32 protein-coding genes and 1 pseudogene are annotated in these 26,859 nt (G+C 38.8%); 6 read left to right on the top strand and 27 right to left on the bottom strand.

Annotated elements, in window-relative coordinates:
- Window positions 1-9: 9 nt before the first annotated feature.
- From VOI46_RS18040 to dapA, 21 genes are all read right to left on the bottom strand, one after another.
- Window positions 10-1,311: a DEAD/DEAH box helicase gene (locus VOI46_RS18040; RefSeq protein ID WP_004586461.1), complete on the bottom strand. Its 1,302-nt coding sequence runs from the start codon at window positions 1,309-1,311 to the stop codon at window positions 10-12.
- A 90-nt stretch (window positions 1,312-1,401) separates the two neighbouring features.
- Window positions 1,402-2,631: a beta-ketoacyl-ACP synthase gene (locus tag VOI46_RS18035; RefSeq protein WP_004586462.1), complete on the bottom strand. Its 1,230-nt coding sequence runs from the start codon at window positions 2,629-2,631 to the stop codon at window positions 1,402-1,404.
- A complete protein-coding gene (gene fabG / locus VOI46_RS18030; protein WP_004586463.1) occupies window positions 2,631-3,356 on the bottom strand; it encodes a 3-oxoacyl-ACP reductase FabG in 726 nt (241 codons plus the stop codon). The genes VOI46_RS18035 and fabG overlap by 1 nt, the downstream gene beginning before the upstream one ends.
- Window positions 3,353-3,808, bottom strand: a complete 456-nt coding sequence (locus VOI46_RS18025; protein WP_004586464.1) for a hotdog family protein — start codon at window positions 3,806-3,808, stop codon at window positions 3,353-3,355. The genes fabG and VOI46_RS18025 overlap by 4 nt, the downstream gene beginning before the upstream one ends.
- Window positions 3,801-4,970, bottom strand: a complete 1,170-nt coding sequence (locus VOI46_RS18020) for a beta-ketoacyl-ACP synthase (RefSeq protein WP_004586465.1) — start codon at window positions 4,968-4,970, stop codon at window positions 3,801-3,803. Before VOI46_RS18020 ends, VOI46_RS18025 begins: the two co-directional genes overlap by 8 nt.
- Window positions 4,970-5,557, bottom strand: coding sequence for a DUF3261 domain-containing protein (locus tag VOI46_RS18015; RefSeq protein WP_004586466.1), 588 nt, complete (start codon window positions 5,555-5,557; stop codon window positions 4,970-4,972). Before VOI46_RS18015 ends, VOI46_RS18020 begins: the two co-directional genes overlap by 1 nt.
- Window positions 5,545-6,783: an NAD(P)/FAD-dependent oxidoreductase gene (locus VOI46_RS18010; RefSeq protein WP_004586467.1), complete on the bottom strand. Its 1,239-nt coding sequence runs from the start codon at window positions 6,781-6,783 to the stop codon at window positions 5,545-5,547. Before VOI46_RS18010 ends, VOI46_RS18015 begins: the two co-directional genes overlap by 13 nt.
- 4 nt (window positions 6,784-6,787) lie before the next feature.
- On the bottom strand, window positions 6,788-9,034 hold the full coding sequence (locus VOI46_RS18005; protein WP_004586468.1) for a hypothetical protein: 2,247 nt from the start codon (window positions 9,032-9,034) through the stop codon (window positions 6,788-6,790).
- 29 nt (window positions 9,035-9,063) lie between these two features.
- Complete coding sequence (locus VOI46_RS18000) at window positions 9,064-9,585, bottom strand: outer membrane lipoprotein carrier protein LolA (RefSeq protein WP_004586469.1); 522 nt, start codon at window positions 9,583-9,585, stop codon at window positions 9,064-9,066.
- 14 nt (window positions 9,586-9,599) lie between these two features.
- Complete coding sequence (locus tag VOI46_RS17995; protein WP_004586470.1) at window positions 9,600-10,028, bottom strand: acyl-CoA thioesterase; 429 nt, start codon at window positions 10,026-10,028, stop codon at window positions 9,600-9,602.
- Entirely contained in the window at window positions 10,021-11,565 is a 1,545-nt protein-coding gene (locus VOI46_RS17990) for an aromatic amino acid ammonia-lyase (RefSeq protein ID WP_004586471.1), read from the bottom strand. Before VOI46_RS17990 ends, VOI46_RS17995 begins: the two co-directional genes overlap by 8 nt.
- 1 nt (window position 11,566) lies before the next feature.
- Window positions 11,567-12,526 carry an acyltransferase gene (locus tag VOI46_RS17985; RefSeq protein WP_004586472.1) on the bottom strand — a complete coding sequence of 320 codons (960 nt, stop codon included), beginning with the start codon at window positions 12,524-12,526 and terminating at the stop codon, window positions 11,567-11,569.
- Window positions 12,516-13,265 (bottom strand): glycosyltransferase family 2 protein, encoded by a 750-nt coding sequence (locus tag VOI46_RS17980; protein WP_004586473.1) that lies wholly within the window; start codon window positions 13,263-13,265, stop codon window positions 12,516-12,518. The genes VOI46_RS17985 and VOI46_RS17980 overlap by 11 nt, the downstream gene beginning before the upstream one ends.
- A complete protein-coding gene (locus VOI46_RS17975) occupies window positions 13,258-13,623 on the bottom strand; it encodes a hypothetical protein (protein ID WP_004586474.1) in 366 nt (121 codons plus the stop codon). Before VOI46_RS17975 ends, VOI46_RS17980 begins: the two co-directional genes overlap by 8 nt.
- On the bottom strand, window positions 13,607-14,971 hold the full coding sequence (locus tag VOI46_RS17970) for an AMP-binding protein (RefSeq protein WP_004586475.1): 1,365 nt from the start codon (window positions 14,969-14,971) through the stop codon (window positions 13,607-13,609). Before VOI46_RS17970 ends, VOI46_RS17975 begins: the two co-directional genes overlap by 17 nt.
- Complete coding sequence (locus VOI46_RS17965; RefSeq protein ID WP_232423971.1) at window positions 14,964-15,368, bottom strand: hypothetical protein; 405 nt, start codon at window positions 15,366-15,368, stop codon at window positions 14,964-14,966. Before VOI46_RS17965 ends, VOI46_RS17970 begins: the two co-directional genes overlap by 8 nt.
- Before the next feature lie 164 nt (window positions 15,369-15,532).
- Window positions 15,533-15,778 carry an acyl carrier protein gene (locus VOI46_RS17960; protein ID WP_004586477.1) on the bottom strand — a complete coding sequence of 82 codons (246 nt, stop codon included), beginning with the start codon at window positions 15,776-15,778 and terminating at the stop codon, window positions 15,533-15,535.
- A 22-nt stretch (window positions 15,779-15,800) separates the two neighbouring features.
- On the bottom strand, window positions 15,801-16,058 hold the full coding sequence (locus VOI46_RS17955; protein WP_004586478.1) for a phosphopantetheine-binding protein: 258 nt from the start codon (window positions 16,056-16,058) through the stop codon (window positions 15,801-15,803).
- Complete coding sequence (locus tag VOI46_RS17950) at window positions 16,055-16,840, bottom strand: lysophospholipid acyltransferase family protein (RefSeq protein WP_004586479.1); 786 nt, start codon at window positions 16,838-16,840, stop codon at window positions 16,055-16,057. The genes VOI46_RS17955 and VOI46_RS17950 overlap by 4 nt, the downstream gene beginning before the upstream one ends.
- Window positions 16,833-17,528 (bottom strand): beta-ketoacyl synthase chain length factor, encoded by a 696-nt coding sequence (locus tag VOI46_RS17945; RefSeq protein ID WP_004586480.1) that lies wholly within the window; start codon window positions 17,526-17,528, stop codon window positions 16,833-16,835. Before VOI46_RS17945 ends, VOI46_RS17950 begins: the two co-directional genes overlap by 8 nt.
- 119 nt (window positions 17,529-17,647) lie before the next feature.
- Entirely contained in the window at window positions 17,648-18,565 is a 918-nt protein-coding gene (gene dapA / locus VOI46_RS17940; RefSeq protein WP_004586481.1) for a 4-hydroxy-tetrahydrodipicolinate synthase, read from the bottom strand.
- Between the two features lie 172 nt (window positions 18,566-18,737).
- Between dapA and VOI46_RS17935 the strand changes: the two genes are divergently transcribed.
- Complete coding sequence (locus VOI46_RS17935; RefSeq protein ID WP_064387197.1) at window positions 18,738-19,391, top strand: DUF6058 family natural product biosynthesis protein; 654 nt, start codon at window positions 18,738-18,740, stop codon at window positions 19,389-19,391.
- A gap of 116 nt (window positions 19,392-19,507) precedes the next feature.
- Here the strand turns inward: VOI46_RS17935 and VOI46_RS17930 are convergent, their stop codons facing one another.
- The 3 genes from VOI46_RS17930 to VOI46_RS17920 form a co-directional block, all read right to left on the bottom strand.
- Entirely contained in the window at window positions 19,508-19,795 is a 288-nt protein-coding gene (locus VOI46_RS17930; protein WP_004586483.1) for a putative quinol monooxygenase, read from the bottom strand.
- Between the two features lie 65 nt (window positions 19,796-19,860).
- Window positions 19,861-20,676, bottom strand: a complete 816-nt coding sequence (gene dkgB, locus VOI46_RS17925; protein ID WP_004586484.1) for a 2,5-didehydrogluconate reductase DkgB — start codon at window positions 20,674-20,676, stop codon at window positions 19,861-19,863.
- A 155-nt stretch (window positions 20,677-20,831) separates the two neighbouring features.
- Window positions 20,832-22,004 (bottom strand): MFS transporter, encoded by a 1,173-nt coding sequence (locus VOI46_RS17920; RefSeq protein ID WP_004586485.1) that lies wholly within the window; start codon window positions 22,002-22,004, stop codon window positions 20,832-20,834.
- A 114-nt stretch (window positions 22,005-22,118) separates the two neighbouring features.
- Here VOI46_RS17920 and VOI46_RS17915 point away from each other — a divergent pair, with 114 nt between their 5' ends.
- Complete coding sequence (locus VOI46_RS17915; protein WP_282337367.1) at window positions 22,119-23,006, top strand: LysR family transcriptional regulator; 888 nt, start codon at window positions 22,119-22,121, stop codon at window positions 23,004-23,006.
- A gap of 264 nt (window positions 23,007-23,270) precedes the next feature.
- Window positions 23,271-24,314 carry a metal-dependent hydrolase gene (locus VOI46_RS17910; protein ID WP_282337366.1) on the top strand — a complete coding sequence of 348 codons (1,044 nt, stop codon included), beginning with the start codon at window positions 23,271-23,273 and terminating at the stop codon, window positions 24,312-24,314.
- Between the two features lie 189 nt (window positions 24,315-24,503).
- On the opposite strand, the gene VOI46_RS17905 is transcribed toward VOI46_RS17910, so the two are convergent.
- Window positions 24,504-24,770 carry a hypothetical protein gene (locus VOI46_RS17905; RefSeq protein ID WP_004586487.1) on the bottom strand — a complete coding sequence of 89 codons (267 nt, stop codon included), beginning with the start codon at window positions 24,768-24,770 and terminating at the stop codon, window positions 24,504-24,506.
- Between the two features lie 224 nt (window positions 24,771-24,994).
- On the opposite strand from VOI46_RS17905, the gene VOI46_RS17900 reads away from it, so the two are divergent.
- Together VOI46_RS17900 and ykgO are read left to right on the top strand one after the other, a co-directional pair.
- Complete coding sequence (locus VOI46_RS17900; RefSeq protein ID WP_004586488.1) at window positions 24,995-25,258, top strand: type B 50S ribosomal protein L31; 264 nt, start codon at window positions 24,995-24,997, stop codon at window positions 25,256-25,258.
- Window positions 25,258-25,392 carry a type B 50S ribosomal protein L36 gene (ykgO, locus tag VOI46_RS17895; protein ID WP_004586489.1) on the top strand — a complete coding sequence of 45 codons (135 nt, stop codon included), beginning with the start codon at window positions 25,258-25,260 and terminating at the stop codon, window positions 25,390-25,392. Before VOI46_RS17900 ends, ykgO begins: the two co-directional genes overlap by 1 nt.
- A gap of 51 nt (window positions 25,393-25,443) precedes the next feature.
- Here the strand turns inward: ykgO and VOI46_RS17890 are convergent, their stop codons facing one another.
- Both VOI46_RS17890 and VOI46_RS17885 read right to left on the bottom strand, forming a co-directional pair.
- A complete protein-coding gene (locus VOI46_RS17890; protein WP_004586490.1) occupies window positions 25,444-25,830 on the bottom strand; it encodes an OsmC family protein in 387 nt (128 codons plus the stop codon).
- Window positions 25,831-26,030: 200 nt separating this feature from the next.
- Complete coding sequence (locus VOI46_RS17885; protein ID WP_004586491.1) at window positions 26,031-26,420, bottom strand: cytochrome b562; 390 nt, start codon at window positions 26,418-26,420, stop codon at window positions 26,031-26,033.
- A gap of 123 nt (window positions 26,421-26,543) precedes the next feature.
- Between VOI46_RS17885 and VOI46_RS17880 the strand changes: the two are divergent.
- Window positions 26,544-26,837: pseudogene (locus tag VOI46_RS17880) on the top strand (TonB-dependent receptor); the annotation flags it as partial.
- Window positions 26,838-26,859 lie beyond the last annotated feature (22 nt).

The following is a 26,859-nucleotide window of genomic DNA, read 5'->3' as shown; positions in this document are numbered from 1 at the left end:
CGTTTTAGCTTACTTTTTAAGGGTAAGCTTGGCGCCTTTTAAGCTTTTACGCACATTTGAAATACGTGAGCGATTTACCGCACGTGCTTCGCCTGTTGCTTGCCCTGTTGGCTTATTAGTACGGCTACGGCGTAAATGCGCTGGTTTTTTACCTATTTTATCAATAAGTACTTCACGGCTACTTACTTCATAACCCTCTAAGTAAACACGCTTGATTTTTTGGCCAATTAACGACTCTATTTCAAACAAGGTGTTTTCTTCTTCGCGGCTTACAAACGAAATTGCTTGGCCTTGATTACCAGCACGACCTGTACGGCCAATGCGATGTACGTAATCTTCTGCAAGCCATGGTAAATCAATATTAATTACTCGTGGTAGGCCTTCAATATCAATACCACGCGCAGCAACTTCGGTAGCCACTAAAACACGTACTTTGCCTTCTTTAAATTCACGAAGTGCACGGCGGCGGTTACCTTGCGATTTATCACCATGACATACAGTGGCAGGAATACCATCAAGGTTAAGCTCTTTAACCAGCTCATCCGCCGTTTCTTTCATGTTTACAAACACAAGTACCTGTTGCCAGTTCTTTTTACCAATAAGCTCAGAAAGCAGCTCTTGTTTACGGCGCTCTTCAACTGGGTACACAACATGCTGTACTGTACTTGCAGTACTATTAGTTTGATCTACGCGAACAATTTCAGGCTGTTTTAATACTTTTGCTGCAAACTGCTTAATAGCCGCTGGAAAAGTGGCTGAGAAAAGTAAAATTTGGCGCTGCTCGTCACAACTTTTAATAACACTTTGCATATCTTCAATAAAGCCCATATCAAGCATACGGTCAGCTTCATCAAGTACTAAGTGTTTAACGCTTGCTAGGCTTAAATTACCTAAACGAATATGATCTAGTAAACGCCCTGGGGTTGCAACTACAACATCTACGCCGTCTTTAAGTGCATTTGCTTGGCCTGCGGTATTAACACCGCCAAATAGGCTCACTACTTTTAAAGCGGTATGTTTTGCATAGGCTTTAAAGTTATTTGCTATTTGCTCTGCAAGCTCACGAGTTGGCGCAAGCACTAACGCGTGCGGAGCATTGCTTGTGCTTAGCTCAGATTCAGTTAATTTTTGGATGATAGGTAAAGCAAACGCAGCCGTTTTACCTGTGCCTGTTTGGGCACTTGCTAAAACGTCTTTACCTTTACGAACAGCCGGAATAGCTGAACGCTGAATGGGCGTAAGGGTGTGGTAATTAAGTTCGTCTAACGCCTGAATAAGTTCAGGGGAAAAACTAAAAGATTTAAAATTCATGCTGTATAACCTGCGGCCACATTTATCAAGGGTCGCAAATTATACAGCAAAAACACGTCAACAGTTAGTGATTAGTGTTTATAAACTTGATTAATCTTGCTTATACCGTTTAAAAATAAGAGATGTATTAATCCCACCAAATGCAAAGTTATTACTCATGACATAATCGGTGTTAATTTCTCGCCCTTGTGTCTTAATATAATCAAGCTCAGCGCAATCATTATCTATATCGGTTAAATTTATTGTAGGTGCAAACCAATTATCGCTCATCATATTAATAGTAGCCCATGCTTCTATTGCACCACACGCCCCTAAAGTATGCCCTAAATAGCTTTTTAAAGAGCTAATAGGTTTAACTCCCAGCGCATTAAAAGTGGCATGAGACTCAGCTATATCACCTCTATCGGTTGAGGTACCATGCGCATTGACATAACCTACTTTATCAGGTGATAAATTGGCATCTTGCAATGCCATTTCAATAGCTATTTGCATGGTATCTGAAGATGGTTGAGTAACATGTTGTCCATCAGAGTTACAGCCAAAACCGACAACCTCAGCCAATATATTTGCCCCTCTAGCTTTAGCATGCTCATACTCTTCAAGTATTAAAGTACCGGCACCTTCTCCTATAACCAATCCATCACGGTTTTTATCAAATGGGCGAGGCGTATTTTTAGGGGTGTCATTTTTAATACTTGTAGCATACAGCGTATCAAATACAGCTGCTTCGGTAATACAAAGTTCTTCTGCCCCCCCTGCTACCATTATTTTTTGACGACCAAATTTAATTGCCTCATAGGCGTAGCCAATACCCTGCGAGCCAGACGTACATGCCGAACTTGTAGTGATCACTCGTCCTTTTAAGCCAAAAAATACGCCTACATTTACTGGTGCTGTATGTGCCATCATTTGAATATAGCTTGTAGCTGTGACTCCAGACATTGAGCCACTTTCCAACATATTTGCAAATGCGAGAAGTGGCGGTGTTGAGCCGGTGGATGAGCCATATGCTACACCGGTAGAGCCATCTGTAAGACTTTTATGTTCAAGTAAATCTGCTTGCTCAAGCGCACGCTCAGTTGCACGTGTGGACATAAGTGCCACTCGCCCCATTGAGCGTATTTGCTTACGTTTATAATGGTTAGGTTTTTCAAAATGGGTGACAGGGGCAGCTAAGCGCGTATTAAGCCCATCAGCTTTATCCCATTCACGCATTGTTACAACTGCATTTTCACCTTTAATCAAGGCGCTTTTAAATTCATCCCAATCATCGCCCAATGCGGTTATAACCGACATCCCTGTAACAACAACACGTTTCATTAAACCATCCCGCCGTTAACCGAAATAACTTGGCGAGTGATGTAAGCAGCATCATCAGACATTAAAAATGCAACCGTACCAGCCACTTCGTTCACTGTTCCCATACGTTTAAGTGGAATCATTTTCATCATTTCAGCAACCGGAAGCTCATCCGTCATTGCTGTTTCAATTAAACCAGGCGCTACACAATTTACAGTAATTTTTCGCTTAGCTAGTTCCAGCGATAGAGCTTTGGTAGCGCCAATAATACCTGCTTTCGCTGCGCTGTAATTTACTTGCCCTCTGTTGCCCGCAATACCCGACACTGAAGCCATAGTAATAATGCGCCCACCTTTACGAGTTTGTACCATGGGCATAACTGTTGGGTGCACAACATTATAAAAGCCATCTAACCCAGTTCTAATTACGCTATCCCAATCATCGCCCTGCATTGCCGGAAAAGCCATATCGTTGGTAATGCCCGCATTACACACCACACCATAGTAAGCACCATTGTTTGTAATATCTTGCTCAATTTGTTGCTTTGCCGCTTCTCTATTGCATACGTCAAATTGTAGTAGTGTAGTGCTTTGTCCAAGTGCGTGTATTTCTGCACATGTTTGCTGAGCTTGCTCTAAACCAGTTCTGCAATGAACAGTAATGTCATAGCCTTGAGCTGCAAGTTTAAGTGCAATAGCCTTACCTATACCCCGGCTAGAGCCGGTCACTAAAATTCTTTTATTCATTGGTTTTCTCTTATAAATTCCAGCGGATCTTCTGGCTGAAATACATTTATTTTTGCATCACACAATATTTTTTTATTTTCGCTTATTTGGCATTCAAACACACTTAAACCAGATTCTTCTTGGTAAAGCTTGTGAACATAAATAGTTAAGGTGCTGTTTTTACAAAACATGGCCTGATGTGTTTTATATTTTCGCGTGCCGATCAAAAAGCCAATTTTAACCGCTTCATTAATATCGTTAGCTAATGCTCCAGCATAGGCAGCTATAGACTGGGCCATATATTCAACACCTATATAACTTGGCACTCCCTCAATTTGCTCATTATAAAAAGGGCTTTGGGGTGTAATAGTCACAGAGCAGGTTGCACTTTCATCGCTGTATTCAACTAACTGATCTATTAAAATCATAGGAGCATCGTGGGGTACAACCTGCTCTATAGAATAATTATTCATTATGAGTACCTAAAATCAAACTAGCATTATTACCACCAAACGCAAATGAGTTAGATAGACAGTAATTTAATTTAACCGTGCTAGCTTGCTCAATAACATTAACATCTGCCAGCTTATTTCTGTGTGTGCATTTATTAAAAGGCAAAGTAATATTTCCTCTCCCTCTGAGCAACAGCCAACAAATACCTGCTTCAATTGCACCAGCTGCACCTAAAGTGTGCCCAGTTAAGTACTTACTGGAGCTCAGCGGTGTATTGTTGCCAAACACACTATTAATTGCAAGGGCTTCCATTTCGTCATTTTTAATTGTTGCTGTGCCGTGTGCATTTATATAGTCAATATCACTAGGTAATAAGTCAGCAACGGCCAGAGCTGCTTTCATTGCCGATTTTGCACCATTACCGCTAGGGTCTGGCGCCGAAATGTGATGAGCATCAGAGCTTTCACCACCACCTAAAAACATGACGCCATTTTCTAACGGTGCTTCTTTACTCATGACAAATAACGCAGCACCCTCACCAATATTAATACCATCTCTGTCATCGCAAAAAGGCTTACACATTCCTGTGCTCATTGATGCCAAGGCATTAAATCCATTAATGGTAAGTTTGCAAAGGCTGTCTACGCCACCACAAATTACAACGTCTGCTAAGTCAGCAGTTATTAAAGCTTTTGCGCTAATGAGAGCTTTAGCACTTGAGGTACATGCCGTTGAAATACTATAACAAGGACCTAACGCCCCTACTTTTTCGGCTATGTAATGCGAAGGAGTAGCAAGTTCTTGATCAGCATATAAAAAGTCACTTGGCCACACACCTGAACTGTCGTGGTCAGCTCGAGCTTGTTCGCCATCATGCACCCCAGATGTACTTGTACCTACCACAACAGCAATTCGTGATTTATCAATATGTGAAAAACGATTAAGTGTTGGGGATATTTGCTCAAGGGCTATATCAATTAGCGTATCAATACGGTGCTTTTGACTTAGAGGAACGCAGTCCACGTGCCCAACATAAAATGGCAAACCCTCTGTGCTTAAATCTTTTGTCTTTAAAAGCTGTGGGGCTTCATTATTTTGTAAGTTATTTAGGCTAATAATTGTATCTTCAACGCCTTTGCCCATTGCACTTACAATGCCTAAATCATTTAACCAAAAAGTCACTAGTTTACCTTCTCAAATGTAATTTGATAATGTCGCTCACTATTATTTAGTACTGTTTTATTATCGCTATAATTTATTGTAATAATCGAGCGGTTATTTTTTACTACACGCCTTTGTGTGGCTATCTGCTTTATAATCGCCCCAGATATTTTCTCATTAAGAAATAATACAGGCCAATGCACTAAGGCAATATCTGCCAATATATAAGCTGGGTCTAAATCAACACCGACTATCATTTTAGTAACATTAGGTGGTTGGTTATTTAGTTTCTCAAGCTTTAAAATAGGTAAGCCTTGTGTAGTCATTAACAATAAGTTGATAGTACCCTGCTTGTTTATTTCTAATTGTGCTAATAATGTATGCTCTTTCTCATTGTTTTGAATATATAAAACATGCTGCCAATTTTGATCAAACATTTGTACAGGCACATGCGAAATATCAAGTGTAGTGGCTGCAGAAATATCAACACGCTCACTGCTTTTATATGTGCTACTACATGCTGTTATGCAAACACACACTAAAGCTATAAAAGTACATTTTAAAAAGTGTCTGGTATGAGCCTCAATAACTGGGATTAATTTTGACATAGCTGCGCTAATACATTTAAACGACGCTCACTTTGAGCAACAAATGGATTATTTTTATCCCATGCGTAACCCGCTAAAATAGCACTGATCATTTCACGAACCTGCGAGTTTTGCTCTGAATAGAAAATAACGTCTTGAAATCGGGTATCGTACCAACCTTTAACAAAGGTTTTAAAACAATCAACTCCTGCCTGCAATGGCTCGGCGTAACATTCCTCAAAATCAATCACTTCTCCATTTAAATAATCATCAATAAAGGGGGCAATTAAGTGTGCAGACTTTAAAGCAATAGTCACCCCAGATGAAAACACCGGATCTAAAAATTCACCCGCATTGCCTAGTAAAGCAAAATGTTTTCCATGTAGCGTACATACATTAGCAGAGTAACCACTAATGCTACGCGCCTGTGTTATAGGTACGCGATTAGCTAAAAGTTTTTTTAAGTAAGGGTCTTGCTCTATAAACTGTTTTAAGGTGTCAGCTTCACTACTCTTATTAAAGCGTGCTTGCTTTGCAACAACCCCAATGCTGGACGTGCCATCACTAAAGGGGATGAGCCAATACCAAACATCATTAAATTTAGGGTGAACGGTTATTAAAATTTTATTTCTATCAAACATCTCGTCAGTAATGCCATCATTAAAGTGACTGAAATAAGCACTACGCACAGGAAAAGTAGAAGGTTTTTCTAAATTTAAAAGTTTTGGTAAAACTCGGCCGAAACCGCTCGCATCAAGTACAAACTTAGCCCTTACGTCATACGTTTGTTTTTTATTATTTTGCACTTGCAGCGTCGCACTAGCAGCTTCATCAGTAAAACCAATAACACTATGCTGATAGCGAATTTCAACGCCTTGATGCTGCGCTCTATCAGCAATCAGCTTATCAAAATTAGCCCGTTTAACTTGAAAAGTAGTACCCGGGCCTGGGCTAAATTTTTCAGTAAAATTTATAGCTGTATTTTGGCCATTACGATGAAACGCAGCACCATCTTTAAATTGAAAGCCAAGCTCATCTGCATGTTCATGTATTGTGTTAACTAGCCCAGCATCAGCTAAATACTCCATACATTGAGGTAATAAGCTTTCGCCAATTGAAAAACGAGGAAATACTTGTTGCTCTAGCACCAGCACTTTCCAGCCTTTTTGTACTAATAAGCTACTTACAAGTGCACCTGAAGGCCCTGCTCCTATAACCACAACATCATACTGCTCAAGGTTGTTCAAATTATTATTCCTTTTGAGACTTTAATACACTTAATGGAGATAAAATATATACGGCTAAAATCCCTACCATAACAGTAAGGCCAAAACTAAAAATGGCGGGGGTATCTGAAAAGGCGAGCATACCAAACACACACATCGAAGAGGCGGCCGACAAGCTAATGGCCAATACATTTACCGCCGTTAAGTTGTTAATTTGGTAAAACACTAAATAATCTATGGCTAGGCCAATAATGAGTAAGCCACCTAGCAGATTAAAAATTGAGATACTTCCTTGCGCTGCATTACATACCCAAAGCATAGTCAATAGGCTGGCACTTAATGTTATCACCTGCACAGTGCCAATCCGAAGGCCAAATTTATAGCTAAATAAAACAAAGCAAATAACAATGGCCACACCCAATGTAAGCAATAAATACTGGCTGTAGTTTTCTAGTAGGCTACTGATTTGCTTAGGCTTGTTATATATAAACGCATCTTCATAATCATTAACGTTAGAAGTTAGCGCTTGCGTGGATACTCCCGATACAGAAAACCAAGTAACAGCTTTATTAGGCTCAACAAACATTTGTGCATTTAAAAGTACTGAAAAATGACTATTTACTAAAGCATCGTAACTCAAAAGTTCTGTGTTAGCTGACTCAACTTTTATCCCTGTATATTTTTCAGTGATAATTAACACATCGTTTTCTACAGCCCCATTAAAGAGCGCTAAATTATTTTCTTGCGTGCGCTTACTAGGTAACCAACGCTTAATAGCATTGTGTTTAAGATGTGGGTTAATACGCTTTAAATCATCTATTAGTCGCTCTTGCTTTTGCAGTAGTTGCTCAGCATTTGATGCAAATAAAAATAGAATGTGGGCATCTAACTGTCCCATTAAAGTTAAATGCTTTTGCTCATTAAGTATTAGTTGCTGTGGGCTTGCATTTAGTAAACGTACATCGTTGTTAAATGAAATGGGTTTAAGATAAAACAAAAACATTAACACCAGCCCCAATACGAGTAAAACCGATTGCTTACAACGGTTAAAGCGCACCATTAAACCTAATAACTGCTGACTTTTAATCAAACTTCGCTCAGAGAGTACAAGCTTAGATTGCCAGATAGGTAATATAATTAATGTGAATAACCAGGCGCTAGCAAGCCCAGCAATTACAAACACTGCTACTTGCGATAAAAGTGAAATTGGCGCACCTAATAAACAGCTATAGCCGAGGCCTGTTGTAATAAAAGATAAAAGCAAAGCTGTTTTTGTGCCTTTACTTAACCCACTACTTTGGTAAAAACTGTTGCCATACGCTAAATCAGTCATCGCATGAAATGCATAATCAATAGCTATACCAATTAGGGTTACAGCAAAAACTAGTGTTAACAAATGAATCGAATTAAACACAAATACCATGGCCGTAGCACCACCAGCCAGTGCACTAAGTACGGTTAAGCTTGCAAGCAAAATGCTACTGACTTGCCTAAATACCCAAAACACCATTAAAAGTAATGCGATTACACTAAGGCCACCAAATAAGCTCATTTCATACTTAGCTTGCTGAGCGTTTTCAGCTGTATGAAAAAGAGCACCTGAATAGCGAATAGTGGTCTGTGGGTACGTATCATTTAAACTTTCAAGCTTATTTTTAATGCTGCTCGCAAGCTTAATAGACTCATCAATTGGGAGGCTATTGTTAGGAATGGTAGCCAATATAACAGCATAATCAGTATGATTTAGACGGCGCGTTAACCGCTCATTTTTTAAAGAGAATAACTGACTTTGTTTTAAATTATCGCCTATAAATGCAGCAAGACTTAAACTAATATCGGCTTTTAGGGTGGCACTTACAAAAGGGTTTCCTAATTGATTTAATTGAGTAAGGTAAAATGACTCAAACTGTGCTTTATCAACCATACTATTTTTATAATTGTCGCTGAGCAGCGCATGTTGATACGCAGAGAACACTGAAGATAACTGCTCAATGCTTGGCAGTTCAAAGCTATTTTTTATATCGCGTTTTAACAGCCATGATTTAAGCTCATCATGTGCTAAGTTTTTACCATCACCAGTAAATGAAAACATAATACGGTTTGCATTTTTTTTAAAAAAGACCTCTTGGCCGTACGCCAATTGAGAATGTGATTTTGGTAATAAACTAAACATATCAGCATTTAATACAGGCTTAGTGATATACAAAGCAGCACAAAGTAAAACAGCTAAAAAACCAAACCATGTAATAAGTACACTAATACGTTTAATCACATCACTCTTCCGAAGGTTACTTACACTTATTAATTATTAGGTGTATTTGCATAAGAAAACTCTATTACTGTGTTGCTACCCGAGTGCTCATTTAAGGTTATACTTTGTACACGCTGGTTATTTTCACAAAGAATAAAATGGCTAAACAGCTGTTTTAATAGCGTATCTTTTGGCTTTAATAATAAACAGCCTGTTTGATTTGTTACATCAAACCGCGCATATAAGGCTTTCATATCTAATGCGAGTAAGTCAGTTAATAAGCCTACAAACTGCTCGCTGCCAGGCTGAGGAGTAAGCTCACCCTCTTTATTTTTCACAAATACTTGGCCATTCTCGATTAGTAATGTACTTTGCACTGGTGTTTTTACATACCAAAGCAGCTTTTCCCCTTCAAGTGTAAACTCCCCTTTAGAGATGAATGGTTTAGAGAAGCCGGCAAAATGCTTTAATTGCTTAAATTCACCCGAAACTGTCGTAGCAGCTAATAAACTGGCACTAAAAAAAACAAAATAAAGAGCACTAACAAACACACAATTTTTTAAATAATTCATAGCATCATCCAATATTAGCTAAGTATTTTTGCAAGCTTATCAACTATCACCGCTGGTGAGGCAAACTGCATTTCTTTAGTCGATATCTTAACAGCAACTTGAGTGGTAGTCGCTTTAGTAATACGCTTATTCGTTATGGCATCTGTAATTATATAATCAATTTTTAATCGGTTTTCGAACTCTTTTAAATGCGCGGTCACTTTAATTTTTTGGGTAAATATGGCGGATGCCACGTACTTAATTTGCATATCCACTATTGGCCACGCATAACCCGACTCCATCATTTGAGGATAGTCGTAATCAAATAATCGCAGTAACTCACAGCGAGCCACCTCTAAGTAGCGAGGGTAATTACCATGCCATACAACATTCATCGGATCGCAGTCATGAAATGGAATTTCAATTTCCACTTCATGAGTTAGCAAAGCGCCTTTACTATTCATATAAAGCCCAACGTCTTTCTTGAATATAACTAATGGTTTGTCTAAGTACCGCTTCCATTGGCCTATCTTCAGTTAGGTTTTCGAAATAATGAGTTATGTCAGTATACATCGCTTGCATATCTGCAGTTAAACTTGAGAATTCAAGCTCGCCTTGTTTAATACGCAGCCTCACCCCTTGAATACTTGCTAGTAACGTACTTGCAATAACCTGCTCTGTAAGCTGTAAAATACGCAAACAATCACGTGAGGCAATAGTCCCCATACTTACTTTATCTTGATTATGGCACTCAGTAGAGCGAGAAAATACACTTGCAGGCATCGTTAACTTAAGCGCTTCAGCAGTATAGGCACTGGCGCCTATTTGCACGGCTTTAAAGCCATGATTTATGTAACGACGTTCAGCCTCACTGTCTGATAAATTTGATGGTAATCCATTATTAAATTTAGTATCGACCAATGAAGCGATTTGCCTGTCAGCTAAATCTGCCAGATTTGCAATCGCTGTTTTCATACTATCCATTGCCATTGCAATGTGGCCGCCATAAAAATGGCCACCATGAAGTACATGCTCACCCTCGCCATCAATAATAGGGTTATCGTTTGCAGAATTAAGCTCGTTTTCTATCATCTGCCTGAAAAATGGCAAACTATCTTGCAATACACCAATAACATGCGGTGCACAGCGAATAGAGTACCTATCTTGCAGTCTATCAGCGTTACGAGGATGGTCATGATGGTTTAAATCATCTCGTATCCATTTAGCAACTTGTTGCTGCCCAGGATGAGGCTTAACAGAGAATAAAATTTCATCAAAATGATGACTATTACCTTTAAGAGCAAGGCTAGACAATGCAGTAATCCTACTTGCAAGTTTTGCTAAATAATTAGCTCTATCAAACGCTAGACAAGCCAGTGCGGTCATCACAGCTGTACCATTCATAACTGCAAGCCCCTCTTTTGGGCGAAGCGTTAAAGGCTTTAAACCAGCCGCTTGCATTACCTGTGCGCTGTTAAGTATTTTATCTTTGTAAAAAACATCACGTTCACCAACCATAGCACCTGCTACATACGACAGTGGGGTTAAATCACCGCTAGCGCCTACCGAGCCTTCTTGAGGAATAACAGGTACTATATCAAGGTTTAAATAGTCTTTGAGAAGATTAAGCATTTCCCAACTTACGCCAGAATAGCCTTGTGAAAGTGATGCTAAGCGCGTAGCTAAAATTGCACGCCCTTGCACTTTATTAAACACATCGCCTAGTCCACAACCATGAAAGCGCGTTAAATGTAATGGCAGCTCATCAACTAAGTTAAGTGGCACAGGAACCGTGACTGAGTCACCATAGCCTGTAGTTACCCCATAAATCACACCATCTTCTTTGAGTAGAGAGTCTAAAAAGCTAAGCGCGCTATCAATTTTTGCGCTAAATTGCTCGCAGCCACTTAATTGCACCTGAGTATTTTGATGTGCAATATTAACAATATCTTCAATAGAAAGTTGTTGGTTTCCAAAAAGCTGTACTTCCTGAGCTGACACTCTACTTCTCCTTTGCATTGCTGCGTTCTACTTGCTGATCGTTTTGCCAAAAATCATAAAAATTAAACCACTGATAAGGATACCGCGCGGCATAAAAGCCTAAACGTGCAGAAAAATCTGTAATCACAGTGGTTAATAGTCCTTGCCTTTGTGAGCGTGGTATTTTTAATGTTTGGCTATAATGTTCAAAAATCACATGATACTTTTTTGTTTTTTTATCTTTTAAGCAAAATAAAAAGTAAACGGGACAATCTAATAATGCAGCTAATATAAAAGGCCCTTGAGAAAAAGATGCTGGCTTACCTAAAAACTCAACACATGTTGATCGCTCACCCGTTGTAGCGCTTGTTCTATCACCAACAATAACGACTATTTCACCCTGCTCTACTTTATCTTTTAATAAAATAGCTAGATCAGGCCCCATATCGCTCACTTGAATTAAGTTAACCGACACCGCGGGGTTAATTTTTTTAAGCATTTTATTAAATTCAACAGCGTGATGAGTAAATACAAGCACATTAATTTTTTTACTGCTGCGATGCTGGCTCAGTGCTCTACATACCTCAAGGTTACCCAAGTGAGAGCCAATAAAAATGGCCCCTTGCTGTTGCTCATTTAAATCAATAAACAGCTGTTCATTAGTATATTGGATATCCTTTTTTGAAATTCGACCGAGCCAACCATCAATTTTATCAAGGGCGCTATCGGCAAAACTACAAAAATGCATAAGCTGTTGTTTAAAAGTTACTTTACGCTCAACATTATTGTAATTATTAACTTGGACTAAAAACTGCTTAGAAGCCGCGCGTGCAACTTTACCGGTAATAAACAAATAGCAAACAACCGGGAATAAAATAACCCACAACCCTTTACGGCCAAGTACTTTATGGGCAAATAGTAATATTTGTATACCTAAAAAGTTACCTCGCTCTTGCATTTTAGACCAATGTTTAACGGCCATAACGTCTCTTATATTTATGCCATAGTAAAACAGGTGAACGAAGCAGCATGCCAAAAAATAAACGCGTATGTAACCACGAAATACGCACATTATCTTGGAGTGGCTGGAAGTGTGACAAGCCATTTTCTGGGTAAATAACCTGGCTTGGTAAAAAAACAAATGGAACGTTGCGCCAATATAACCTAACCAGTATTTCTGGATCAAAGTCCATACGCTTACCGAGATTAACCTCACTTATAAGCTTATTAGTCACATTTAAAGGGTAGACTCTAAAACCACACATTGAGTCCACAATTTTAAAGCTGAGCGTTTCTATCCATACCCACACATGGGTTAAATAACGTGCTAAGTAACGGTGCTTGGGAACCGATTCATCATACACTGGGCAACAACTAATTAATGCCTGTGGGTGTGTGTTTGAAAGCTCAATCAACTTTTTGATATCTGATAAATTATGTTGCCCATCTGCATCTACTTGTATTGCATGGCTATAACCTTGCTCATACGCGCAACGCAAACCTGTTTGTACCGCACCACCTTTGCCTTCATTTTGCTCATGCGATATAAGAGTGAGGTGGGCATATTTTTTCTCAAGAGTAGCAAAAAGAGATTTAGCCTGCACACTACTGGCATCATCAACCATTATTATTGGCAGCGTATACTCAGTTAACGTTGCAAGTACTTCATCTATAACACTTACATGATTAAAATTAGGTATAACAATACAAAAATTATTCATCTGTATCACTTTTAAACACTATACGCCCTGAGGCGTGTTGGCCTTTATCTGATTGATACGAAAAGCCATACTTACCGCCAGGCTTTTCTTCAACAGTTAATTTAATTGTTAGACCAGGGGTAATAACAACCTGAAACTTAAGCACTTCAATATCTTTTACTTCACGTTTAACATTAAAGTAATTTCGCACGGCATTTACGGCCCAATCGAGCTGCACTACACCTGCTAAAATAGGGCCTTGACTAAAGTGACCTTTAAAATAATCTAAACTTGGCGGTATAAAAAGCGTTAGGCAATGACTCTGCGTTGACGATACACAGTTAACAAGTTCAGGCTTTGTGTTAATCAACTTTGACAAAAAGAGACTCCAATACTTTTAAATTTATTTTAGCTTGCGTGTTGTAGGGTAATTGATTTAGAAAACGCCATTTTTTAGGCGTGCAGATCCCTTCAAAACGATTCAATGTATGTGTTTTTAAAAGCGTATTAGTCGCTAACTTTCCATTGGCGTTTAAATATGTTCGTCCTTTATGTGTAAGCACTATAACAGCGCCTAATACTAAACGTTTCCCATTTAGCGTTATTACTTTAGCTTCCTGTACCCACTCACTTTTGCATAAATGTAGCTCTAGTTCGTCAAGGCTTAAGCGTTTTTCTTCAAGCTTTATAATACGGTCAAAACGACCTAGTAATTCAAATTGGCCATTTTGAAATAATGTACCTCGGTCATCTAATAAATAGTTTGCTTGCTCAACTAAAGGCGAATTCAACACTAATCGTTGTTCAGAGGTACTGTGTAATGTGATCCCTAAAAATGGCTGCCAATGACTAACGTTCTCTAAAGACACAACCTGACGATATGCAATTCCGCCAGTTTCGGTGCTGCCAAATACTTGAGTAATGGGTTTATTTAGCTGTTTATTTAAAGTGACAGCGTCTTCATTTTGAAGCGGCCCACCGGATGAGAAAACCCACTGTAAATGTGACTTTTCTTCTATTAAAACGTTATCTTGATGCAGCCGCTTTAGCTGTGCCGGACTGGATATAAACACGGCCTGTGTATTTGTTTTAAGTTTAGTAGCAATATGCTCGGGGTAGTTAAGCAAGTCTGTATCAATTATGTGGTTATTGCTAAGCGGCCATAACACTCTAAATAACAAACCGTAAATATGCTGGTGCGAAACACTGGCAATAAATACAGGGTTACGTTTTAAAGCAAACGTACTGTTGAGCGTTTTTATCTCTTTATTAAGCACTCGCCACGATTTAAAAATAGGCTTAGCTTGACCTGAAGAGCCAGAAGTATAAAAAACAAGGTTACCTTCACTCGGCCAAGCAATTTTATTGAACGGTGTGTAGTTAGGTGTCGTTGTTAAATTACCAATATTTTCAAATGGCGTAGTCGCATGCTCGACCAAATCACTATCGCCCAAATAGTAAGGGGTTTGCTCTAAAAGCGCATTGAGTGTTTCGCTTTGACCATTAGGCGGTAAAATTATAGTCCAGCCTTTATGCGCCAATGCAAAAAGGTTTACAGCAAAATCATAGCTACTACTCTTGAAAAGCACAGCCGATGCTTTAGTAGGCGATTGCGGAATTTTAGCCAAAACTTGATTAATATCATTAACAAATTGACGCTCAGATAACGCTGAGCCGTTATGATTAAATCGAATATTTATGCTTGCGTTATCTAAAGTATTAAACACCTGCATTCCTTTTTACTTTTTTCCTTACTAACCACTCTACTGCAAATAAAACACCCATAATAATGTATGCAATAAAACCGTTATAAAATGCCCACACATTAAGACTTGTAAACACACTAGTGTATAACGCTATACTGGCGTTAAAAACAAAAAAAATGCACCATATTTTAGTTACATTTTTAGTGTACGAAATGGCTCTTTTATCAAGCTTTGGCTCAGTGATACGCGCAAACGTTTCTATGATGCTTGGACCTTTATAAAGCGAGTAAGCAAAAACAAAAAACATAACAGTATTTACAATAACCGGATAAAGCCGAATACCAAAATCACTGCCCATCGTTTTTGATAAACCAATAGCTAAAATTCCAAGTAATGAGGCTGGCTTTATCCATGGCATTTTAGCTAATAAAGGCTTGCTTAACCAAAGCCTTATTATTAACAGTGTTAATAAAATCACAGTGAGTAAATAACTGTTGAAACGTGTCAGCCCTATATAAACAATGAAAGGGTAACAGGTTAAAAAAATCATTATTAACGCTGTTAAAAATGCCTTAAACATACTTATTTAACGAGCTTTTCTATTTCAGATACAACATCTTGCACAGTGCGAACTTGTTTAAATGCGTCAGGCTCAATTTTCTTACCTGTAATTTCACGTAACTTAACAACTAAATCTACAGCGTCAATACTGTCTAAGTCTAAATCTTCGTACAGGTTAGCTTCTAAAGAGATATCTTCAGCATCTATTTCAAATTCATTTTCTAAAATGCCGTGTAATACATCATAAATTTCAGCAGCGGTTTTCATTATTATTCCTAGTGTGTATTAATTAAGTACGTGATTGTTCTATAAATTGCGCTAAAGAGTTAACACTCGCAAAATGCGCTTTAGTTTGTTCTGAATTTGCATCAATTTTTACGTCGAATTCTTTTTTGATAGCAAGCCCGAGCTCTAGCGCATCAATGCTATCTAGCCCTAAACCATCTACAAATAAAGGCTCGTCGTCTTTTATATCGGCAGTGGTCATATCTTCAAGATCTAGGCTCGAAATAATCAATTGTTTAATTTGTTGTTTTAATTCACTCATATATAGCTAAGCTCTTTTGTAAAGTATTGTTGTAAGCCTTTCGTAAGCTGGCGGGACTGTATTGCAGGTACGTCGCTTGTATAAATAATATCGCTTTTGAAAGAATGTGGTGCTAGTTGCATAGAAAAATGCGCTTGGTATGGGGCTACTTTGTACCAAGGCGTCCCTTTAGTTAACGTATTAGGTTTCATTTTAATCAATACGGTCGTTATAGGGGCATGACATCTAAGGGCTATATTTGCAGCCCCTCTTTTAAATTTAAGCGAATTATGAGGTACTGAACGTGTTCCCTCAGGAAAAACAATTAAGTTATTCCCTCTTTTTAGTGTTTGCTCGCATTCTTTTAATAATTCTTGAGGGGCTTCATTGCTTATATAACCTGTACTTTTTATCACACCACGCATAAAAGGGTTTGTAAAAAGGTGTGCTTTTACAACGCAATCAACATTTTTAATAACCGATATAAGTACCACAACATCAATAAGTGATGGGTGATTAGCCAAAACAAGCTCGCCTTTCAAATTAGCTAAATGGGCTTTATCTTTAATATGAAAACGGATAGCACCAGTGTAATGCATTAAAGCGACAAAAAATTTAAAGCTATAATGCACTACCGTACGCGCATTTTCTTTTTGCTTTACAGGACAGCGTTGAAATAAACGTTGAACGGGGAATAGTAGTAAGGCTAAAAATAGCCCACCTAAACCAAATACACTAAAACAAAGGCCAGTGGCTATAATGCGCCAAACAAGGCCTATTACTCTTATTATTGTATTAAGCATAGTGTGTTAACAACCAACCATTAGCACTGGCGCTTTGTTTGTTAAACATTGCTTTAGCAAACTCTAAACTTAAAGGAGTAGTTGTTTGTTCGCTATTGTTAGTGGCTTGTTTAGTTAAACTAAAATGAGCTTCTTTTTCTGTAGCTAAACGTATAACTAACGCAATAGAATGTGTTATTTGTGCCTCATCTACAAATGTTGTGTACGGCTCTGGGAGTGACTCATCTGTATGCACAAGTAATATATGTGGTTGTTTATACTCAACCAACTTTATATATGCTTCAATCAAAGCGCAAGCAAAGCTATCCTTACCCGCTGCGATAGCGTTCATAGGTTGGGTGTTACCGCTAATAATGCTATACATACCAATCGCAGCGTTGTGCACACTTAAACCAAAGCCTGTCGGAGATAGAGGTTGTTTCTCACCAAGCTCTCCTAATAAATTAGCTGTTTTATGGAAATCGCCATGGCGTGATGAAAAAACAACAGGCATGTTTTCATACCCTTTATCATTTGTAACCTGGTGCGCAGTATGTAAAACCATTTTTACAAATGGTGTCATTCTTCTGCGCTGCATTGCAGGTACCCAACTTAATGTAATTGGTGATGAGTCGTACCAATTCTCAGAGGGGCTTTGTCGCTGTTCAGGCTTAATCCATGTAGCGAGTTGTTCAACAACAAATTTCACAAATAAACGTTATTTAGTAAGTAAGGGGGCGAGAATTTTACCGATATTAGCAATAAAAGTAAAATATTCATTAAATAAATGCCAGCACTTACTAACCGTTCAGCGCTGGCTCATATAACCTAAGAAAGCAAAGCAATATCACTTTGTTTTATACACTTAGCTTTATTGCCCACAATATCATCAACGTTAAGCTCGTTTATTAAGGCCTCGCCTTGTGCTTGTTGCTCATCGCTCAGTGGCACATACGGTAATCTAAATACGGGATTTACCGCGCCTGTCATCATCATTGCAGTGTTTATTGCAATCGGGTTTGGCTCGCAGAATAGCCAGTTCATTAAAGGTTGTAATGAGGTATTTAACGCATCATTTTTAGTATCCATTAACTGGCGGAACAACCCTGGTATAAGATTAGATGTGACCGATATAACACCGTGTGCATTGTGTGTGTGCCGTGCATCGTGTGCTTCGTCATCGTTACCTGACCAACACGCAATGCCTTGCTGTTCGTAATGGGCAATACGCTCGTTACCACCACATTCTTTTACACCAATTAAATTAGGGTGTTTTGCTAATGGCTCAATAATATCAGGGGTTAAATCTTGCCCTGTGCGCCCTGCTACGTTGTAAATAAACGCAGGGCCAATATCCAGTACACGTTTAAAGTGCTCGTTAACACCGGCAATAGAGGTGCGGCCATAGTATGGGTTAATTTGCAGCGCGGCATGCATACCACTTGCAAAGCCATACTTAGTGGCTTTAATAGCTTCGCGGGTATTATTGCTACCCGTATTCCCTACAATCACCAGCTTATCGCCATATTTATTTGCACTGTGCGCGATAAGCATTAAATGCTCTTCCCAGTTCATTAGCTGGCCTTCGCCGGTTGTACCACCAACCACAATGCCATCTACACCCGCTGCAATTTGTATTTCAACGAGTTCATCGTACTTTGCTAAATCTATTTCACCATTCGCTAAGTATGGGGTTTTAATGGCGGTAATTAAGCTTGCTTGTTTAATTTGTTCTAGGGTGCGCATAAAAATTCATTATTTATAAAACTTGCGCTATTTGTAACATACTTGCACGCATTTTTGCAGGCCTAAGCAAATAATAAACGTAAAATGGCTTGTGTTATTTAGTTTGATAATACAAAATACAACTACTGTACATTTAAACAGTATTTGTATTTTTAACTTTAAGCGAGCCATTATGCGTTTATCTGACTACTTAGCCACTCATTTTTATAACACCGATGAGCTTTGCCATGCTTTAAATATTGATGCCGAGCAACTAGATACATGGCAGCAGCAAAGTATTTTCCCTAAACCAAGTTATTGTATAAAAAGCCAATTAAGTTGCAGCTCGTATTCTGGTTTGTATGAATGTGAAGAGTACGATGACTATTACCCGCGCGGCTGTGTAAATTGGGGGCAAGGGCTAATAAAACAAAAAATTGAATCCTCTAGTAATGCCTTTAATTACTTTGCGCAGCAGTACACGGCAAGCCTGAGTAAACTTGCCCAACAAGGTTTTAGTTTTAATGAAGAATTATTTGGCTGCGAAATAGACGAGCATTTACAGCAAGTGTGGCAACAGTTTTTATGCAGCAAATACGGCGTACTGACACAAAACGGTTTAATTGACGAAATAGTATGTGTGGATATAGGCCGCTTGCTGGTAGACGATATTACTGAATTGCGCACTAAAGGAAGTTTGAACCAACAAGAGCGTACGCAGCTTCACCCCGCGATGAAATTACTCAATAAAGCATTAGGCCACGGCGCCGATCACGAAAAACAACACACATTACGTGCCCGTTACATAGATGCACTTATTTTAAAGTACGATTTATCGATTAAATAAAATGGCTGAGGTTTTAATACGAGGTGGGTATTTAAAAGACTAAGCAACGCAAATGGCGATGTATGTTTACGCCGCCACTGTATTTTACTCATTAACTAATATTAAGAGTGCTTTTACTAGCCGATGGTGTTGTACACATCAATATTACTGCTTGTTACAAGCCCGGTAACTTGGGTACCAAATGCTTTGTAGTGAGGCTCTTGTTTATGAGCTTCAAAGTGTTCTTGCGACGCCCACTGCTCACTTACAAGGTACTCGGTATTGTCTGAGTCACGTTTAACCGACAACTCGTAACGCAAACAACCCACTTCTTGACGTGAATACTTTTGCAGATTTTCGAGCGCAGTTAAAACAACCTCTGCGTCGATATTTTTGCTCGCTATAGTGGCAATTACCGTTAACATACGGAGTCCTTTTAAAAAAATAAAGGTGCAGCTTTGCTACACCTAATGTTGTTTTGCGTATTTTATTACTGATCCCACTGCGGCGCAAAATCAGGCGTTGCTTGGCGGTCGCCACAATCAAGTCCGTCAATACGAGCAATGTCTTCAGCGTCTAATTTAACATGGTCATTAAAGTTATCTTCTAAGTTTTTACGCTTAGTTGACGATGGAATAGTGGTCATGCCGTTGGCATTAATCCATGCAATAACTACTTGCGCTGGCGATGCCTCATGCTTATTAGCAATATCAATAATAGTTTGATCTTTAAGTACTTTACCAACTACAAATGGCATATACGCTGTAACGTGAATGTCGTGCTGGGCACAGAAAGCGCGTAGCTTAGTATTGGTTAAATACGGATGCACCTCAACTTGGTTAGTAAATATTTCACGCGAATCAAGTGTTTGCATTGCTTCGTTTAAGTTGGCAATAGTAAAATTAGATACGCCAATATGTTTTGTTAAACCAAGCTGCTTAGCTTTTAAAAGCTCCGTTAGGTACTCACTCATTGGTTCATCATTTGAAGGCGCTGGCCAATGAATAAGCAGTAGATCGACAGAGTCTACTTGTAATTTCTCAAGTGACTTTTCAACGCTGGCAATAAAGTCAGTTTTGTTAAGCTTATTGTTCCACACTTTGGTGGTTAAAAATATTTCGCTGCGCGGAATGTTACTATCTTTTATGGCTTGGCCTACTTGCTCTTCGTTACCATAAATTTGCGCAGTATCAATGTGACGAAACCCCACTTCTAACGCCATTTTTACTGAATTGTAGGCGGTATCGCCTTCTAAACGGAATGTTCCCATGCCTAAATCTGGCATTTCTATTACACGTTGTGTCATGGCTCTATCCTTATAAAATAATCGGTTAAAAATACAAACTGTTTAAAGTTTTACGAAATACACCTTTTACTTCTTTTGTGTTGTCACCTAAAAATTTATGACCTCAATACAGGTAATGAGGTCATAAATTTAAGTTTCAACCTTAACAGAATACTTTATGCTTGTTTCACTTCTCGCTTATCAAGCATGCCACTGTAACGAGTTACTACTAATGCTAGAGCACAAATTGCTGCGCCAATCCAAGCGGTATCTTGAAGTGACATGCCCTCTACTACACTGCCACCAATAATTGAGCCCAGTGCGATACCAATATTAAACGCTGCTATGTTTAAGCCCGATGCGACATCTACCGCATTAGGAGTATGCTTTTGCGCCTGTTTTACGACATAAAGCTGTAAGCCTGGTACGTTACCAAACGCAAATGCACCCCAAACTAGAATAGTCAGTACGGCCGCTACTTTTGATTCCATCGTAAAAGTAAAAGCCAATAAAATAATTGTCAGCGCGCTAAATATAATACTCAGTGCGCTAATTGGGCCGCGTTTATCAGCCAGTTTTCCGCCCCAAATATTACCAATGGCTACCGATACACCGTAAACCAGCATGATTAAACCAATCGCTGAAGGAGCAAAACCTGTTTCTTGCTCTAGAATAGGTGCTAAGTAAGTAAACGCAGTGAACGTGCCGCCGTAACCTAAAATTGTCATTAAATATACGAGTAATAAGCGTGGCTTAACAATAACCTGAAGCTGCTCTTTAAACGTTGCCGGAATAGACTGTTTTAAGTTTTTTGGTACTAAAATAGCGCTGCCAATTAAAGCGATTAAACCCAGTACCGACACCACTAAAAACGTTGCTCGCCAGCCAAAGTGTTGGCCAATCCAAGTGCCTAGCGGCACACCCGTCACTAGCGCTACAGTAAGTCCGGTAAACATAATAGCAATAGCACTGGCTTCTTTATCTTTACTTACTAAGCTTGTGGCAATCATTGAGCCAATTGAGAAAAATACCCCGTGAGCCAAGCCTGTTAAAATACGCGCTAGTATTAATGTTTCGTAACTAGGCGCTTGCCATGCAAGTAAGTTACCTAAAACAAATAAGCCCATTAAGCTTATTAGTACAATTTTACGGTTCCAACGCCCAGTTAGTGCGGTCAGTACTGGTGCACCAATGGCAACCCCTACTGCATATAAACTAACTAGCAAACCCGCTGAAGGTAGGCTTACGCCTAAATCGTTTGCAATAGTAGGCACTAATCCCACTATTACGAACTCGGTTGTTCCTATTGCAAATGCGCTTAAGGTGAGCGCCCACAAAGCCAATGGCATAATTAAATCCTCATTATTAGTTAAGACTTACAGTTTGACTAAAAATGTGTTTGCAAAAAATAGCATTAGTGACAAAATACTTTTGTAATTAATGCAAAAGTAAGGTGCTCACGTATGGCTCAGCATGCAAAAACCGAAGACTTAGAAATGTTTTTAACGGTAGTAGATAGCGGAAGTTTTTCAGCAGCAGCTAATTTGCTTGATCAGCAAGTAGCAAAAGTGTCGCGGGCCGTGTCTCGCCTTGAAAACACGTTACAATGTACATTACTAAATAGGACCACTCGCCGATTAGAGCTAACCGAAGAGGGCCATACCTTTATTAAATATGCTCGCGATGGCTTAAACACCTTACAAACCGGCGAAGAAGCAATAAAGCTTTTAAAACAAGCCCCTAGTGGAAAATTACGTATTGATGCAGCAAGCCCCTTTGTACTGCACCAATTGGTACCTTTAATTGCTGAATTTAATACGCAATATCCCCACATTACGCTCGATATAACCTCCCACGACAGCATTATAGATTTGCTCGAACATAAAACCGACTTAGCAATTCGTATAGGCGAGTTAAAAGACTCCAACCTACATGCAAAAAAGCTCGGCGTAAGTAAATTGCATTTAGTTGCAAGCCCTAGTTACCTTAAACATACACCGACTATTTCGCACACCAGCGACTTAACTCAGCATAAACTCATTGGTTTTACCGACTCGCCCAAACTTAATAACTGGCCGCTAAAATCGCCCATAGCTTTAAATTTTGGCTTAACCGCCAGTAGCGGCGAAACTGTCCGCCAGCTATGCTTGGCAAACCAAGGGGTGGCGCTGCTTTCGCACTTTATGATTGGTGATGATTTAAAATCAGGCAAGTTAATAGAAATACTGCCAGGGAGTATCAGCACGCCAAACAACCGCGAAATTGTGCAAGCGGTGTATTACAAAAACAGTGCTGTATCGTCGCGTATAATGGCTTTTTTAGATTTTATAAAACCACTGCTGAAATTGTAAGCGACGTTTTATACCAAACGCTTAATTAAGTAATCTATATTGTGGCTGGAAAAACGTGTTGATAGCTAAGCAAAAAATTGGCTATTTCGTTGTTCTCGGCAATTGCTCCTGCATTGCTCTACCTTTTGCATCCATGCAGTCGTAAATGAAAATTTTTAACGCAGGTAGCGACACGTTTAGCCCCGCAATATGATTAAATATTATTGTGGATTGGTTTTAAGCCCAAGGGCAGCACAACTAACACCCTAAATAAAAAGGAATAAAATGGACTCGTTAACGCAGGTAGTTTTGGGTAGCGCAGTAGGTTACGCCGTATTAGGTAATAAAATTGGCCGAAAAGCCGCTTTATGGGGTGCTGCTTTAGGTACTTTACCCGACTTAGATGTTTTTATTCCTTATGGCGGGCCAGTGGAGGCATTTACTTATCATCCCGGTTTTAGCCATTCGTTTATTGTGCACTTATTAATTAGCCCCCTTATTGTTTGGCTTATTTTAAAAATACACTCCGGCATGCAAATACATAAGGCGCGCTGGTTTTGGCTGGTATTTTTATGTTTATCGACCCATGCATTACTTGATAGCTTTACAGTATATGGTACGAAATTAATATGGCCGCTTAGCGAGCACCCTTTTGCTATTTCAAATATATTTATAATTGACCCCCTGTACACCTTGCCGTTATTGTTGGCCTTTCTGTGCACTTTAATACCTAAAATACACACACCGCGCATTTATAAAATTAATGCCGCTATGCTTGTGCTCAGTAGCCTTTATTTATGTAGCTCTCTTATTTTAAAAGTAATAATTAACAATAAAATAGACGCCGCGTTTGCACATAAACACATACACATTAATAACTATGTAAGCACCCCCGCCCCGCTTACAACCTTGCTATGGCGAGTTGTTGCAATGTCTGATGGGCAATATTACATAAGTTATGCCTCGGTATTTGACTCCCCTGAAGAGGTTACAATAAACCACTATAACACAAGCCCCGCTCTGCTAAACGAAATTAAAAATGAATGGGGCGTACAACGCTTACAATGGTTTACTAAAGGTTTTTATAGCGTGAAAGAGCAGCAAAATAAAATTGTTTTAACCGACTTACGTATGGGCATGGAGTGTTATTACGTATTTAATTTTGCAGTTGGAGAAAAAACCAACAAAGGAGTACAGGTTAGCAACTTTGAAAAACTAAATCAGCGCTCAAATTTAAGTAGCCTAAGTAAAGTGTGGGATAGAATTTGGAACCCTGATGTCAGTTTAGCCCCGCCCTATGCAGACAAAAACTGTATGAAAACGCCTTAACTCTCTGATTATAATTGCATTCATTAATCTGAGCTGGCGTTAAAATATTTAAGTTTGCTTTCGCTAGCTAAAAATTTTAAGTGAAAACAAAACAAATTAGCAGCTTGAGATAATTTTATTATCCAAAGCTCAAGTTGGTGGTTAATTAATAAGGCGCAGCTAAGTGAGCGTTTCACCTGCGCCTAAGTATTAATTTTGGTGCTCGTATTGGCCGCGGTATACCTCAAACACTTTTAAAACAGTGTGCTGTTCTTTATTTAGATTATCAAACCAATCGTCAAATAGTTCGTCGTTATCTTGCTCACTTAACGCCATATAGTGTGCTAATAGCTCAATAATATCGTTGTGTGTACAGTCTATTGGATTAATTTGCTCAGATAAGACTGTGTGATCGCGCTCTCTAAGGGTTTCCATCACCCCTTGGTCTATTTGTTCTTGTTGTGCTGCGTCGCTCATAGCTTACCTCTAAACCGTAAAAATTTTCTTGTTAACACTTTTTATATAGTTATAACAGCCTAAAAACTAATAGCCAGTATTTTTGGTTTAAGTGGTTATTTTTTGAATTGTTTGCGCAATTAGCCAGCAAAAACGTCAGTAAATGAGAGTAAAAATCATTTGCACAAATACCGTAAACGCGATAACCTATAGTTATATTATCACATAACAAATTGAGGCGTATTATGAAACCAAATATCCATCCAGATTACAACGTGGTTGCTTTTCACGATACAGCTGCCGATAGCTACTTCATTATTGGCTCAACCATTAAAACAGACCGCACTATTGAGCTTGAAGGGAAAACGTATCCGTATGTGCCTATTGATGTGTCTAGCGACTCGCACCCATTTTATACTGGTAAGCAAAAAACAGTGGCTAGTGACGGCCGTGTCGCGCAGTTTAACCGTCGCTTTAAAAACTTATCTACTGCCAAAAAAGGTGAGTAATGAAAGTATTAAGCTCGCTTAAAAGCGCTAAGCAACGACCAGGATGTCAAATAGTGAAGCGAAAAGGACGTGTTTTTGTAATATGTAAAGACAATCCACGTTTTAAAGCAGTACAAGGAATGAAGAAAAAGTAACACTAATCCCGTGAAGTATACGGGTAAACGAACCATGTTTACCCGTATTTTTTATTTAACAACTACAGAAAACTCAGGTTGGGCCTGAATCACTTTTTTAACAGTACACGTATTAACCGCAGCAATAAGTGCTTTTTTATATTTTTGAGGAAAGCCATCTGGTAAATTAATTTCGATAGAAAATAATTTTTTACCTTCTTCATCTACGTTTTCATTATTTTGCGTAAGCGTCATCCCTTGTGTAGAGATATCGCGTTGCTCACAAAATTTACGTGCATAAAACCCAGCACATAGCACCATGCTTACTAAGAAGTAGTCAAACGGTTCTGGGTGTTCGGCACCGCCACCAGCATTAATACTTTGATCGCTTATTACTTCAAGGTCGCCAAATTTTGCACTTTGTTTTTGACCCTCTAACAATGACACTGAAATTTCCATTACTATTCCTTAATTAATCTGCACCCTAGATAAGAGCTTTACTAAAATATTGAAAAATGAGCATTCAAAATTTTTAATCTGCAGCTATACATTTTATTAAAACATCACAAACCTGCGAATCAATAATGCGCTACTGCGAAAAAGTTAGCGTAGGTAGCGCTGAAATAACTGCTCGACATTAATTTACAAAAAAGCTGAGGTTAATTACCAAATAATAAGTCAAAAAAACCTGGAGGCTCGTGCAATTCATGATACTTCTTGCGTAAATCATCTATATTTTTAAGGGCTGGCTTTGCTGCATCAAGCCCGCGCTCATTCGCTAATTTTTTTGCCAACTTTGCTTGCGCAATAACTTTATCTAGCCCTTGTAGCGACATTTGTGCTTCTTTATGAAAGGTCGCTTTTTTACTGGTTTCAACCAAAGTAATAAACTTATCTATGGCGGTATTAAAGCCACCTATACCTACTGATTGCACCGCATTTTTATAAGCAAGGCCAGTATTTTTCATATTAACTTCGAGATCAACTTCTTGCTCTGAAATGGCCGCAGTACTAAATACAAAAGTAAAAATTAAAACTAAAAACTTCATGGTAAAACCTATTTATAAAAAACAGTATAAGTGTATCAAGTTTACGTAATAAAGTAACTCAAGGTGCATAGGAAGCTAGATAACTGTAAAGGGGCTTTACAATAAACAAATAATAAAACGGTAATGGATAACTTTTATTCAACGGTTGAAACACGCTTTATCAGCGAAGTTGATTTATACACAAATGTAGAGCTTGCGAGTAACTCGAACCCAAGTAACCAAATGTCTTACGGTAAATACTTTATTACTGATATGACTGTGGGTTACAACTTCGATAGCGGCTTAGGCGTTAAAGTAGGTGTTGATAACCTATTTAATCGTAAACTTCCGTACGGTACACGCGGGACAGGCGAAAACAGCGCAAGTTACGATAACATTGGCCGCTTTGGCTACATTAACTTAAGCTACAGCTTATAATTAGTAACAACGTTTATTAATT

The organism is Pseudoalteromonas sp. CuT4-3 (genome assembly GCF_035666335.1).
Taxonomy (GTDB): Bacteria; Pseudomonadota; Gammaproteobacteria; order Enterobacterales; family Alteromonadaceae; genus Pseudoalteromonas; species Pseudoalteromonas atlantica.
This window is presented reverse-complemented; position numbering and strand designations above follow the sequence as displayed.